At 59.6% G+C, this 12,460-nt stretch carries 11 protein-coding genes and 2 pseudogenes; 7 read left to right on the top strand and 6 right to left on the bottom strand.

Features of this window, described 5'->3' with window-relative positions:
• Nucleotides 1-16: 16 nt before the first annotated feature.
• Nucleotides 17-2,773: pseudogene (gene uvrA, locus C9413_RS17480) on the bottom strand (excinuclease ABC subunit UvrA); the annotation flags it as partial.
• 250 nt (nucleotides 2,774-3,023) lie between these two features.
• On the opposite strand from uvrA, the gene C9413_RS17475 reads away from it, so the two are divergent.
• From C9413_RS17475 to C9413_RS17460, 4 genes are all read left to right on the top strand, one after another.
• Complete coding sequence (locus C9413_RS17475) at nucleotides 3,024-3,542, top strand: single-stranded DNA-binding protein (protein ID WP_039844870.1); 519 nt, start codon at nucleotides 3,024-3,026, stop codon at nucleotides 3,540-3,542.
• A 479-nt stretch (nucleotides 3,543-4,021) separates the two neighbouring features.
• Nucleotides 4,022-4,399, top strand: coding sequence for a metalloregulator ArsR/SmtB family transcription factor (locus C9413_RS17470; protein WP_039844871.1), 378 nt, complete (start codon nucleotides 4,022-4,024; stop codon nucleotides 4,397-4,399).
• On the top strand, nucleotides 4,396-4,875 hold the full coding sequence (locus C9413_RS17465; protein WP_039844872.1) for an SRPBCC family protein: 480 nt from the start codon (nucleotides 4,396-4,398) through the stop codon (nucleotides 4,873-4,875). The genes C9413_RS17470 and C9413_RS17465 overlap by 4 nt, the downstream gene beginning before the upstream one ends.
• Nucleotides 4,872-5,531 carry a glutathione S-transferase family protein gene (locus C9413_RS17460; RefSeq protein ID WP_039844873.1) on the top strand — a complete coding sequence of 220 codons (660 nt, stop codon included), beginning with the start codon at nucleotides 4,872-4,874 and terminating at the stop codon, nucleotides 5,529-5,531. Before C9413_RS17465 ends, C9413_RS17460 begins: the two co-directional genes overlap by 4 nt.
• 441 nt (nucleotides 5,532-5,972) lie before the next feature.
• Here C9413_RS17460 and C9413_RS17455 read toward each other — a convergent pair whose 3' ends face one another.
• A complete protein-coding gene (locus C9413_RS17455) occupies nucleotides 5,973-6,605 on the bottom strand; it encodes a MarC family protein (RefSeq protein ID WP_039844874.1) in 633 nt (210 codons plus the stop codon).
• Nucleotides 6,606-6,831: 226 nt separating this feature from the next.
• Between C9413_RS17455 and gyrA the strand changes: the two genes are divergently transcribed.
• The gene (gene gyrA, locus C9413_RS17450; protein WP_052451517.1) at nucleotides 6,832-9,618 is read left to right on the top strand and encodes a DNA gyrase subunit A; all 2,787 of its coding nucleotides are present in this window, start codon (nucleotides 6,832-6,834) and stop codon (nucleotides 9,616-9,618) included.
• A 254-nt stretch (nucleotides 9,619-9,872) separates the two neighbouring features.
• Here gyrA and C9413_RS17445 read toward each other — a convergent pair whose 3' ends face one another.
• From C9413_RS17445 to C9413_RS33440, 4 genes are all read right to left on the bottom strand, one after another.
• Nucleotides 9,873-10,310 (bottom strand): VOC family protein, encoded by a 438-nt coding sequence (locus tag C9413_RS17445; RefSeq protein WP_039844875.1) that lies wholly within the window; start codon nucleotides 10,308-10,310, stop codon nucleotides 9,873-9,875.
• A gap of 582 nt (nucleotides 10,311-10,892) precedes the next feature.
• Nucleotides 10,893-11,030, bottom strand: a complete 138-nt coding sequence (locus tag C9413_RS17440; RefSeq protein ID WP_166677326.1) for a hypothetical protein — start codon at nucleotides 11,028-11,030, stop codon at nucleotides 10,893-10,895.
• Nucleotides 11,031-11,063: 33 nt separating this feature from the next.
• Entirely contained in the window at nucleotides 11,064-11,219 is a 156-nt protein-coding gene (locus C9413_RS17435) for a hypothetical protein (protein WP_022715592.1), read from the bottom strand.
• Nucleotides 11,220-11,381: 162 nt separating this feature from the next.
• Nucleotides 11,382-11,534, bottom strand: coding sequence for a hypothetical protein (locus tag C9413_RS33440; protein WP_223843989.1), 153 nt, complete (start codon nucleotides 11,532-11,534; stop codon nucleotides 11,382-11,384).
• Between the two features lie 181 nt (nucleotides 11,535-11,715).
• On the opposite strand from C9413_RS33440, the gene coaD reads away from it, so the two are divergent.
• The gene (coaD, locus tag C9413_RS17425) at nucleotides 11,716-12,210 is read left to right on the top strand and encodes a pantetheine-phosphate adenylyltransferase (protein WP_039844877.1); all 495 of its coding nucleotides are present in this window, start codon (nucleotides 11,716-11,718) and stop codon (nucleotides 12,208-12,210) included.
• Between the two features lie 27 nt (nucleotides 12,211-12,237).
• Nucleotides 12,238-12,460, top strand: a pseudogene (locus C9413_RS33435) (hypothetical protein); the annotation flags it as partial.

Raw genomic sequence — 12,460 nt, 5'->3', positions numbered from 1 at the left:
CGTCGATCGCTCAGTGCGCGGTCCTGATGAGTGCGAGATTGTGCTCGATCACTACGACGGACTTGCCCTGGTGCAGCAGTTCGTGCAGCATTTCGAGCAGCTTGGCGACGTCATGGAAGTGCAGGCCGGTCGTCGGTTCGTCGAGGATGTAGAGGGTCCGGCCCGTCGAGCGCTTCGACAGTTCCTTGGCTAGCTTGACGCGCTGGGCCTCGCCACCCGAAAGCGTGTTTGCCTGCTGGCCGACCTTGATGTAGCCGAGTCCGACATCGAATAGCGATTGCAGCTTGTCGCGTACCGCCGGCACGGCGCTGAAGAACTCCACACCTTCCTCGACCGTCATGTCGAGCACGTCCGAAATCGACTTGCCCTTGAAGGTCACGTCCAGCGTCTCGCGATTGTAGCGCTTGCCATGGCAGACATCGCAGGTGACGTAGACGTCCGGCAGGAAGTGCATTTCGATCTTGATGACGCCGTCCCCCTGGCAGGCTTCGCAGCGCCCGCCTTTAACGTTGAAGGAGAACCGCCCCGGCTGGTAGCCGCGCGCTTTCGCCTCCGGCAGGCCCGCGAACCAGTCGCGGATTGGCGTAAATGCGCCGGTGTAGGTTGCCGGGTTCGAACGCGGCGTGCGGCCGATCGGCGACTGGTCGATATCGATTACCTTGTCGATGTGCTCGAAGCCGTCGATGCGATCATGATCGGCCGCAATTTCGCGCGCGCCCATCACGCGACGAGCGGCCGATTTGTAGAGCGTCTCCACCAGGAAGGTGGATTTGCCGCCCCCCGAAACGCCCGTCACGGCCGTGAAGACACCCAGCGGGATGGAGGCGGTGATGTTCTTCAGATTGTTGCCGCGCGCGCCGACCACCTTGATCTCGCGGCCTTTTTTCGGCTTGCGCCGTTCGCCGGGCACCGGCACGCCGAGTTCACCGGAAAGATACTTGCCGGTCAGCGATCGCGGGTTCGCCATGATGTCCTGCGGCGTGCCGTGCGCCACGATCTGGCCGCCGTGGACGCCGGCTGCCGGACCGATGTCGACCACGTCGTCGGCCGTCAGAATCGCATCCTCGTCATGCTCGACGACGATCACCGTATTGCCGATATCGCGCAGGTGCTTCAGCGTGTCGAGCAACCGCGCATTGTCGCGTTGGTGCAGGCCGATCGACGGCTCGTCGAGAACGTAGAGCACGCCTGTCAGGCCCGAGCCGATCTGCGAGGCAAGACGGATGCGCTGGCTTTCGCCGCCCGACAACGTGCCGGAACTCCGCGACAGGCTGAGATATTCGAGGCCGACGTCGTTCAGGAAGCGCAGGCGGTCGCGGATTTCCTTCAGGATGCGGACTGCGATCTCATTCTGCTTGGCCGAGAAAGTCGCGGGAAGCGCCTCGAACCAGTCGCGTGCCACACGGATCGACATATCGGTGACCTGGCCGATATGCAGTTTGTTGATCTTCACTGCCAGCGTTTCCGGCTTCAGGCGAAAGCCGTTGCAGGCCGGGCAGGGGGCTGCGGACATGAAGCGCTCGATCTCTTCGCGCGCCCAGGCGGAATCGGTTTCCTTCCAGCGACGCTCGAGATTGGTGATGATGCCTTCGAAGCTCTTATGCGTGGTGTAGGAGCGCGCGCCGTCGGCATAGTTGAACTCGATCTTCTCGTCCGTGCCGTTCAGGATGACGTCCTGCGCCTTTTCGGGCAGATCGCTCCAGCGGTTGCCGAGTTTGAAGCCGTAATGTTTACCGAGCGCTTCCAGCGTCTGATTATAGTAAGGGGAACTCGACTTTGCCCAAGGCGCGATGGCGCCGTCGCGCAGCGTTCGCTCCGGTTCGGGGATGATCAGCGCCGCGTCGATCTTCTGCTGCGCGCCGAGGCCGTCACAGGACGGGCAGGCACCGGCGGGATTGTTGAACGAGAAGAGCCGCGGCTCGATCTCCGGAATGGTGAAACCGGAAACGGGGCAGGCGAATTTTTCCGAGAACAGCACGCGCTCATGCGTCTCGTTGAGCGATTTGTTGGCGGACCCACCCGCAGATGTTTCCTCCGGGGGCAGCGGCTTGTCGGCAAATTCGGCGATGGCAAGCCCTTCGGCGAGCTTCAGAGAGGTCTCGAAGCTGTCGGCAAGCCTAGACGCCATGTCGGGACGCACGACGATGCGGTCCACGACGACGTCGATATCATGCTTGTATTTCTTGTCGAGCGCCGGAACATCGGCGATCTCGTAGAACTGGCCGTCAACCTTGACGCGCTGGAAGCCCTTTTTCATGAGCTCCGCCAGTTCCTTCTTGTATTCGCCCTTACGGCCGCGCACGATCGGCGCCAGAATATAAAGACGTGTGCCTTCCTCGAATTCGAGCACACGGTCGACCATCTGGCTGACGGTCTGGCTCTCGATCGGCAGACCGGTTGCCGGAGAATAGGGAACGCCGACGCGCGCAAAGAGAAGGCGCATGTAGTCATAGATTTCGGTGACGGTGCCGACCGTCGAGCGAGGATTGCGCGAGGTCGTCTTCTGCTCGATCGAGATGGCCGGCGACAGGCCGTCGATCTGGTCGACATCCGGCTTCTGCATCATCTCCAGGAACTGGCGGGCATAGGCCGAAAGGCTTTCGACATAGCGGCGCTGGCCTTCGGCATAGATCGTGTCGAAGGCGAGTGACGACTTCCCGGACCCGGAAAGGCCGGTCATGACGATGAGCTTGTTGCGCGGCAGGTCGAGGTCGATGCCCTTGAGGTTGTGCTCGCGCGCGCCACGGATGGAAATCGTCTTAAGTTCACTCATCGTAATTTTGCTTCTGTGCTGGAGTAAGCCCCTTATTTAGTGATGCCGCCGGGCGAGTCGAGGCTGAATATCCATCTGTTGCGAGGTTTTCGATTCTGTTGACAGGATCATAGCCATAAACTAGAACAAATAAAGAACAAAATTCCTTGTGGATGAATCGGCGATGGACGCGCATGGCCGGGGCTCTATAGTTTAAGGTGCAGCGATTGTTTCAAGCGCCGCCGGGCAGGGCGGCAGTAAGGTGAGAAGTATGGCTGGCAGCGTGAACAAGGTAATTCTGATCGGAAACGTGGGCGCAGACCCCGAAATCCGCAGGACGCAGGATGGCCGCCCGATTGCCAATCTTCGCATCGCGACGTCCGAGACGTGGCGTGACCGCAGTTCCGGCGAGCGCCGCGAAAAAACCGAGTGGCACACCGTCGTCGTTTTCAACGAAGGTCTCTGCAAGGTTGTCGAGCAATATGTGAAGAAGGGCGCCAAGCTCTATATCGAAGGCCAGCTCCAGACCCGCAAATGGCAGGACCAGAACGGCAACGACCGCTATTCGACGGAAGTCGTGCTACAGGGGTTCAATTCGACGTTGACGATGCTCGACGGCCGCGGCGAAGGCGGCGGTGCGAGCGCCGGTGGCGGACGCGGCAGCAGCAACGATTTCGGTGGCGGCGGCAATTACGGAGACGATTACGGCGCCCCGGCGCAGCCGTCCGGTCGCAGCAGCGGTGGCGGCGGGAATTTCTCGCGCGATCTCGATGACGATATCCCGTTCTAGGACAGAGCGAGTTGGTTTTGTAAACTGACATGCCGCAAGTCGTTGTTTAAAACGACTTTGCGGCTTATTTTTTTGAGCGACGCGTTGAACTTTTTGTTTCAGGAAGACAATTAGCAGAAATGTAAACTTCCATCGAGACGTCGTGGGACCTGCACGACAGTGCACAGTTTAGCTCTGGGGAAGGAAGCGAAAAAAACCCAGATCGCAGCCAAAAATATTGACCGTCAGCGTCGGGCGAGCGAATGCCGTTCCTCGTGCCTGCCTCGACCGGCGTCCCAATCGAAGCGCCGAGTTTTCGGATCGTCGGTTGCGAACCCCCTATAGGCGGTCTGCACTGCGCGAGATCAGTCGCTTGCTGCGGTTCCTACACGGTGGGCAGAGGGCGCAGAAAATAACCGTGTTCCAGAGGCAGCACAAGCTGACGTCGGATACTTAAGCAACCGCTTGACTTTTTTCGACTAGGCTATTTACTTAAGTGCATGGTTGAGGATTTAAAACAACTTGATTTGGCCTTTCACGCGCTTTCAGACGCCACGCGCCGGGGGATTCTCGATCGTCTTTCACAAGGTCCAGCTTCTGTAAGCGAACTGGCCAAGCCTTATCACTCGTCGCTGGCCGCGATCCATCAGCACGTGCAAGTGCTCGAGGCGAGCGGGCTAGTCGTGACGGAAAAACGCGGTCGCACCCGCGAATGCCGCATCTCCAGCGAGGCAGTGCAGCGTGTCGAGAATTGGCTGAGCGAGCGCCGGCAGCATTGGGAGAGCAGGTTCGACCGGCTCGGCAAACTGCTCGAAAGCAGCGACAGCGCAGTTAACGCTTCGCCTTCGCATTCATTGGCAGAGGGAGATAACTCATGACGGCAGCCCCGTTTTTACACGGCACTTTCACGCTGAAGCGCGTTTGGGCGGCCCCGCCCCACCGGGTGTTCGACGCATGGTGCGATCCGCAGCTGAAGGCCGAGTGGTTCACCGGACCGCCGGAGCGTTGGACATTGCTGCGCCGGTCGATGGATTTTCGCGTGGGCGGGCAGGAGGTTCTGGAAGGGCGTTTCCTCGAAAGCGGCACGGTGACGCTTTTCGAGGCCCGTTTCCATGTGATCGAGCCGGCCCGGCGCCTCGTCTACACCTATGACCTGCATCACTCCGGACGCTTCCATTCGGTCACATTGTCGAGTCTGGAACTCGAAGCGGAAGGAGGAGGAACTCGCGTCTCCTACACCGAGCAGATCGTTTTCCTGGACGGGAAGGACGGCACTGCTGACCGCCGCCACGGGACTGGAATTCAATTCGACATGATCGAAGCCACCCTCAAGTCCTGCGGAGCAACGCAATGACCATCGCGCTTTACGGGCATCCATTTGCCTCATTCGTCTGGAAGCCGCTGATCGCGCTCTACGAGCGCGGGGTTTCCTTCACATTCAAGATGATCGATCCCGATCATCCGGAAAATCAAGCCCGCATCGCTGCGCTTTCTCCCACCGGGCAATTTCCTGCGCTGATCGACGGGGAGAATGAAGTCACGCAGAGCAACGCCGTGATTGAATATCTCGACCTGTTTCACGGAGATGGGGCGCCGATGATACCGGAGGATCCGCGCCAAGCGCTGAAGGCACGCATGATGGCGGACGTGTTCGACGATTATATCCACGTGCAGACGCAACGGATTGTTGGCGATGCCTTGCGCAAGAAAGAGGAGCGGGATCCTCGTGGTGTCGCCGACGCTCATGCGCTGATGGATCGCTGTTATGCCTGGCTGGAGCCACGCCTGAGAGGAAAGGAATGGGCTGCTTGCGGCAGATTCACGATTGCCGACTGCGCCGCCGCACCGGCACTCTTTTACGGAGACTGGGTCCATCCAATTACCGACTGTTACCCCGCCCTGGCGGCATACCGAGCGCGGCTCCTGTCCCGTCCTTCGGTCGCACGGGTCGTCGAGGAGGCGCGACCTTATAGGAGCTTTTTTCCGTTGGGGGCCCCCGACAGAGATTAGGTGTTGTAAGGCCCGCAAGTACGCTGAAGGAATGATCTCCTACTGCGTCCTTCCAGCCAACTATGAGGGACGGCCAAGGCACTCATCGTCTGCGCGGATGCAATCAGGCAGTCCTGCCGACAATGATGAAGGCTCCGACTTGCCGACCAAGGCTCGAGGAGAAAGTTGCCGCGACTTGGATGAACCCTGATCGGTCCGGCACGTTCGACAAGTTACCGACATGCCCAGGTCGTGACTCTTTATATTTGGCAATGCCGTCTGCCACCCCAAGCAAGCGATCAGATCGCGTGGCGAAACGACGGCCCGCGAAAAGGGCTTTTTCAGGCGGACGCGATACTTCAGCTGTCGCCTCGTGGGGTGATCGCGACCCCAGACCCAACCGTGTGCTGCAGGCCCGCGGGAAGTCAAGCGCTGTCGGTGTGCCTTGCGGCGGCGCACTTTTCAACTGACAGCCATCGCTGCCTTCACGCCGTCTACGACGAACTGTGCTGCAAGTGCCGCCAGGATGACGCCGAGCAGCCGGGTGAGGATCGCCCGACCGGTTACGCCGAGGAAGCGGTCCAGGCGGTCGGCGATCAGCAACGCGGCGAGCATCAAGAGAAGATTGCCGGCAATGACGATAAGAAGCTGCGCGCGCTCGACGCTGGTCGGCAGCGAGCCCGCAAGCAGGATTGTCGCCGAGATCGCGCCCGGACCGGCAATGAGAGGAAGGGCGAGCGGAAAAACCGCGATATTCTGTATGTGGTCCTTGGTGATCGCCACTTCGCTGGTCTTTTCCTTGCGGTCCTGCCGTCTCTCGAACACCATTTCAAAGGCGATCCAGAAGAGCAGCAGCCCGCCGGCGATGCGGAAGGCGCCGATGGAAATGCCGAGCACCCCAAGCACGCTTGCGCCAAACAGCGCAAACATGGCGAGGATGATGAAAGCGATAACGGAGCTGCGCAGCGCCACCTGCTTGCGCTGGCTGCGGCTCATGCCGCTGGTCAGTCCCAGAAAGATCGGCACAAGTCCGGGAGGATCGATCGTGACGAGCAGCGTCGTGAAAGCGTTGATCAATTGGTCGGCGCTTGCCATCGTCTCTCCGGAACGCCATATGAAGGCTCGATTATTCGCGATTGTGAAGCGAGGTTTTCAATTTGGCAAATGACGCGCGGCGGGCCAGCGCTAAAAGCGGTCGAAATCGTTTGATTTGCCGCCCTTCCGCCGCAAAGTCTGTTCAAAACCGCGGCTCAAATTGGCGCCGGCCAAGCCTTTCCGCTATAAATCTTTCAGTGATTCTACAAAGAGATCGTGATCTGTTTTGACTGAACAAACACCCCCAGGTGGCGGGAAGCTCCCGCCAGGCATCGAGCCCATCTCCATCATGGAGGAAATGCAGCGGTCCTATCTCGATTACGCGATGAGCGTCATCGTCAGCCGCGCGCTTCCGGACGTGCGCGACGGCCTCAAGCCTGTGCACCGGCGCATCCTCTATGGGATGTCCGAGCTCGGCATCGACTGGAACAAAAAATACGTCAAATGCGCCCGCGTCACCGGTGACGTGATGGGTAAATACCATCCGCACGGCAATGCCGCGATCTACGACGCACTTGCCCGTATGGCGCAGGATTGGTCGCTCCGCCTGCCGCTGATCGACGGCCAGGGCAATTTCGGCTCCGTCGACGGAGACCCGCCGGCGGCCGAACGTTACACGGAATGCCGTCTGCAAAGGGCGGCCCATTCTCTGCTCGACGACCTCGACAAGGAAACGGTCGACTTCCGCGACAACTACGACGGCACGCTCTCCGAGCCCGTCGTGGTGCCCGCGAAGTTCCCGAACCTTTTGGTCAACGGGGCAGGCGGCATTGCCGTCGGTATGGCGACCAATATTCCGCCGCACAACCTGACCGAAGTCATCAACGGCTGCATCGCGCTGATCGATGATCCAGCGATTGAACTGCCGGAGCTCATGCAGATCATTCCCGGTCCGGATTTTCCGACTGGTGCGAAAATCCTTGGCCGCGCCGGCATCCGCTCGGCTTATGAAACCGGCCGTGGTTCCGTGATCATGCGCGGCGTTGCCGCGATCGAGCCGATGCGTGGCGACCGCGAGCAGATCATCATCACCGAGATCCCGTATCAGGTGAACAAGGCGACGATGATCGAGAAAATGGCCGAGCTGGTGCGCGACAAGCGCATCGAGGGCATCTCCGATCTCCGCGACGAATCCGACCGCCAGGGCTATCGCGTCGTCATCGAGCTGAAACGCGATGCCAATGCCGAAGTCATCCTGAACCAGCTTTATCGCTACACGCCGCTGCAGACCTCCTTCGGCTGCAACATGGTGGCGCTGAACGGCGGCAAGCCCGAACAGATGAACCTTCTCGATATGCTCCGCGCATTCGTCTTCTTCCGCGAGGAGGTCGTTAGCCGGAGAACGAAATTCCTTCTTCGCAAGGCGCGCGAACGTGCGCATGTCTTGGTGGGTCTCGCGATTGCGGTCGCCAATATCGATGAAGTGATCCGCGTCATCCGCCAGGCGCCCGATCCGCAGTCCGCGCGCGAAGAGCTGATGACGCGCCGCTGGCCCGCGGAAGATGTTGAAAGCCTGATCCGCCTCATCGACGACCCGCGTCATCGTATCAACGAGGATATGACCTATAACCTCTCGGAAGAGCAGGCGCGGGCAATCCTCGAGCTCCGCCTTGCCCGCCTGACAGCGCTCGGCCGCGATGAAATCGGCGACGAACTCAACAAGATCGGCGACGAGATCAAGGATTATCTCGATATCCTGTCGTCCCGCGTCCGCATCCAGACGATCGTCAAAGACGAGCTGACATCGGTTCGCGACGAATTCGGCACGCCGCGCCGCACCGAGATCGTCGACGGTGGCCTCGAAATGGACGACGAGGACCTTATTGCCCGCGAGGACATGGTCGTTACCGTTTCGCACCTCGGCTATATCAAGCGCGTGCCGCTGACGACCTATCGGGCCCAGCGACGCGGCGGTAAGGGCCGCTCCGGCATGACGACGCGCGACGAGGATTTCGTTAGCCGGCTATTCGTGGTTAATACCCACACGCCGGTCCTTTTCTTCTCCTCGCGAGGCATCGTCTACAAGGAAAAGGTCTGGCGCCTACCGATCGGCACCCCGACGTCTCGGGGCAAGGCGCTGATCAACATGCTGCCGCTGGCACCTGGCGAACGCATCACCACGATCCTGCCTTTGCCGGAGGACGAGGAGAGCTGGGAAAGCCTCGACGTCATGTTCTCGACGACACGCGGCACGGTACGCCGCAACAAGCTGTCAGATTTTGTCCAGGTAAACCGTAATGGCAAGATCGCCATGAAGCTCGAGGAGGAGGGCGATGAAATCCTCTCCGTCGAGACCTGCACCGAACATGATGACGTTCTGTTGACGACGGCGCTCGGCCAGTGCATCCGCTTCCAGGTCGATGATGTCCGTGTCTTTGCGGGCCGCAATTCGATCGGCGTGCGCGGTATCAACCTCGGCAATGGCGACCGCATCATCTCGATGACTATCGTGGGCCATGTCGATGCCGAACCTTGGGAGCGGGCTGCCTACCTCAAGCGTTCCGCTGTCGAACGCCGCGCCACGGGTGTCGACGAGGAGGATATCGCCCTGGTCGGCGAGGAAGTCACCGAAGAGGGACTGCTGACAGACGAGCGCTACGAGGAACTGAAGGCACGCGAACAATTCGTGCTGACAGTGTCACAGAAGGGCTTCGGCAAGCGGTCGTCTTCCTACGACTTCCGCATCTCCGGTCGCGGCGGCAAGGGCATTCGCGCCACCGATACCTCCAAGACGAGCGAGATCGGCGAACTCGTCGCCGCTTTCCCGGTCGACGAGGGCGACCAGATCATGTTGGTCTCGGATGGCGGGCAGCTGATCCGCGTCCCGGTCGGCGGCATACGCATCGCCAGCCGCGCCACCAAGGGCGTGACGATCTTCTCGACCGCCAAGGATGAAAAGGTCGTCTCCGTCGAGCGCATCAGCGAGCCGGAGGATGACGGCGAGGAGGTTGGCGAGATCGTCAACGAAACGCCGATTGAAGGTGGCGAGGCGCCACCTGCAACGGAAGAATAATTCAACCAGGCTTTGGTTGAGAACCGGGCGGCCCCTGCCGCCCGGTTTTTTGTAAGCAAAATCAACCTCCACCTTCGGTTGAGGATTTGAGAGACCTCGATGCTTGGACCGCTAGACCTGGCCGAGACATGAAACGGAGCTTTTATGGATGACCGCTCCCACGGGCTTCGGCGGAAGCCCTTCAACCTGCCCTTCAACCTGCGACCATTCCTCGTCTGTCAGATCCGTGAGGTAACGGCGTCTTCGTATTGCGCTCAACTGAGTTCTTGGGCGAGTCCGATGAGAAGCCCTTCGGGCCCACGGATGTAGCAGAGCCGATACGCGTTTTTATACTGGACTACTTCGCCTACGAGTTGGGCGCTGCGCCTGCGGAGCCTTTCAAGCGTCTCGTCGATGTCGTCCACGGTGAACATGACGCGGAGGTAGCCTAAGGCGTTGACCGGGGCGTTCCGGTGATCTGCGACGACTGGCGGCGTGAGGAAGCGGGAAAGCTCGAGCCGGCTGTGGCCGTCCGGTGTGCGCATCATGGCAATCTCGACATGCTGATCGCCCAGTCCAGTGACGCGTCCGGCCCATTCTCCTTCGATTGTGGCTCGCCCTTCGAGCTCGAGGCCGAGTTCGCGAAAAAAATCAATCGTCCCGCCGAGATCTTCGACGACGATTCCTACATTGTCCATCCGCTTGAGCGCCATGTTTCCAATCTCCAAGGTGTCGTTTCAATCTACAAGGTGTCGCCTTGTCTAACAAAAGACGTTTGAGGCGCCCCAACACCCGACAGCCATCCACGCCCAATTTGCTGTTTTCAACATCAGAAGCTTGAATCATGGACTGCCTAAAACCGCCATCCGGTCTTCAAACGGTCTTTAAGACCGTTACACCCACATTCTTTCGGATGTTGCCAAAGCAGGAGGCAGTATCCCGCGAAATTGCCGGCATTGACGACCTCATGGAGTGGTTCACGGTACGGCAGGCACCGACCGGCGAGATGATCGCGGTTTACCGCGTATGGGGGGTGAAAGCGACAGGCCGCTTGTCTCGGTGAAGATTGCCGCTCTCGCACAACTTGCTGCGCGACGCGCCGATTGCCGATCCGTGGATCGCAGGCTCTACGCTTCCGGTGTCTTGATGGCGCTGCTTTTCCGCAAAAGCGTTGCCTAGCCTGGCCGCCGGCCCGAACCGGTCCAAAGAAAAAGCCGGACGCGGGGACAGCGTCCGGCTTTTTGAATGGCCCCGAGCGCTGGAGGGGAAGGCGCTCAAGGGCAGGGGAACTCAACTCAGAAAGTGCTGTGCTTCTTCTCGTTGAACGCCTTCACTTCTTCGCTTTCGCGGCGAAGCGCGGAAACCGTTGACGCCACAGACACGATGAACATGACGCTGATGAGAGCGGTAAGAACAGTCAAGATCGTGAACATAGGCAATCCTTTCCGAAGTTGCGTTCACGTTCCTCAGTACTGGCTTATGATGGCCGTGCGGGCCGACGCATAAGGACCATATACCTTGGACGTATCGGTCTTCTGGTCATAGAGTGCGACAGTTGCGGTAAGCATTCCCGTGATCATTGCCATCCAGAATACATTGATGATGGTAATCTTATCGGGCATCTTGTTTTCCCTTCGTGCAGCGTATCGCATCTACGCTTCGGTTAAGTGAACGTGTCCGTCTAAAAATGGTTCCGGCGGACGTTGGCATGTCGTTTAGCAAGCGCGGTCTGAAGCGACCTTGAATGCCTTGTTCATCTGGCGTTCAGATTCGGGAGCTGGGTCTCAACGCGCTCTTCCGAGCTGGCGCATGATGGCGTGATGCTCGCTGACTTCGGCGCGCACCCAGCGCATCGTATAGCGTTCCTGCAGGTAGCCATATGCCAGTTCCGCAAGTAGGGAGAGAGCCACGGCAAGGGCGAGAAGCAGGATCAGCATGTCGATATCTTTCGGAAGTGTCCGATGCGGGTGGCATCGGCTGCGTTGGTGTTTCCGATTATGCGCACCGCTTCTGAAACCGCGTTGAACGCGGCATTCATCTACCGTTCAGCAGGCGGCAAATGACTTGCGGGATGCGGGTTTCCATGACAAAAGGCATCGAACAAAACGGCCGGGTCCTATGACGACTGCTTTTTATCCGGGGTCCTTCGACCCGCTCACCAACGGACACCTGGACGTGCTCGTCCAGGCGCTGAACATCGCCGAAAGAGTGATCGTCGCGATCGGCATCCACCCCGGCAAGGCGCCGCTGTTTTCCTTTGAGGAGAGGGCGGAGCTGATCCGAAACGCGCTTGCCGATGCCATGCCGCAGAAAAGCGACAGCATCTCTGTAGTCTCCTTCGACAATCTGGTCGTAGATGCCGCGCGCATGCATGGCGCGGCGCTGCTCATTCGCGGCCTTCGTGATGGCACCGACCTCGACTACGAAATGCAGATGGCGGGCATGAATCGGCAGATGGCACCGGATGTGCAGACCATCTTTCTGCCGGCAGGGACGGCCTCACGGCCAATTACCGCCACATTGGTCCGTCAAATCGCGGCCATGGGCGGCGACGTCAGCGCCTTTGTGCCGGCCGCCGTTTTGAAGGCCCTTCGATCCAAGCGCAAATCTTGAGGCGTTTTCCGCCGCAACGGAGCTCACATGAAACTTTTCTATATTGCATTTGCCGGCGTGCTTTACCTCGCCTCCTTCGTTGGCGACGTGTTTGCCCAGGCCGACCACACGCTGACGATCCAACTCAAGGATGGTCCCGTCGTGGTCCCGCTTCTGTCTCTTATCCACCTCTGCCGCTGCCGGCGGGCGACCCCGTGTCGATCTTGGCTCTCGCTGTCGCCTAGAAAAAACACACAACTCACACATCGAG

Origin of the sequence: Rhizobium sp. SEMIA 4085, from assembly GCF_013004495.1 — a bacterium.
GTDB lineage: Bacteria > Pseudomonadota > Alphaproteobacteria > Rhizobiales > Rhizobiaceae > Rhizobium > Rhizobium gallicum.
Note: the sequence above shows the minus strand (reverse complement) of the source record. Positions and strands in the feature narration are given on the sequence as shown.

Coding starts and splice junctions, on each gene's coding strand:
- C9413_RS17475 (WP_039844870.1), top strand. CDS start 3,024: ATGGCTGGCAGCGTGAACAAGGTAATTCTGATCGGAAACGTGGGCGCA.
- C9413_RS17470 (WP_039844871.1), top strand. CDS start 4,022: ATGGTTGAGGATTTAAAACAACTTGATTTGGCCTTTCACGCGCTTTCA.
- C9413_RS17465 (WP_039844872.1), top strand. CDS start 4,396: ATGACGGCAGCCCCGTTTTTACACGGCACTTTCACGCTGAAGCGCGTT.
- C9413_RS17460 (WP_039844873.1), top strand. CDS start 4,872: ATGACCATCGCGCTTTACGGGCATCCATTTGCCTCATTCGTCTGGAAG.
- C9413_RS17455 (WP_039844874.1), bottom strand. CDS start 6,605: ATGGCAAGCGCCGACCAATTGATCAACGCTTTCACGACGCTGCTCGTC.
- C9413_RS17445 (WP_039844875.1), bottom strand. CDS start 10,310: ATGGCGCTCAAGCGGATGGACAATGTAGGAATCGTCGTCGAAGATCTC.
- C9413_RS17440 (WP_166677326.1), bottom strand. CDS start 11,030: ATGTTCACGATCTTGACTGTTCTTACCGCTCTCATCAGCGTCATGTTC.
- C9413_RS17435 (WP_022715592.1), bottom strand. CDS start 11,219: ATGCCCGATAAGATTACCATCATCAATGTATTCTGGATGGCAATGATC.
- C9413_RS33440 (WP_223843989.1), bottom strand. CDS start 11,534: ATGCTGATCCTGCTTCTCGCCCTTGCCGTGGCTCTCTCCCTACTTGCG.
- coaD (WP_039844877.1), top strand. CDS start 11,716: ATGACGACTGCTTTTTATCCGGGGTCCTTCGACCCGCTCACCAACGGA.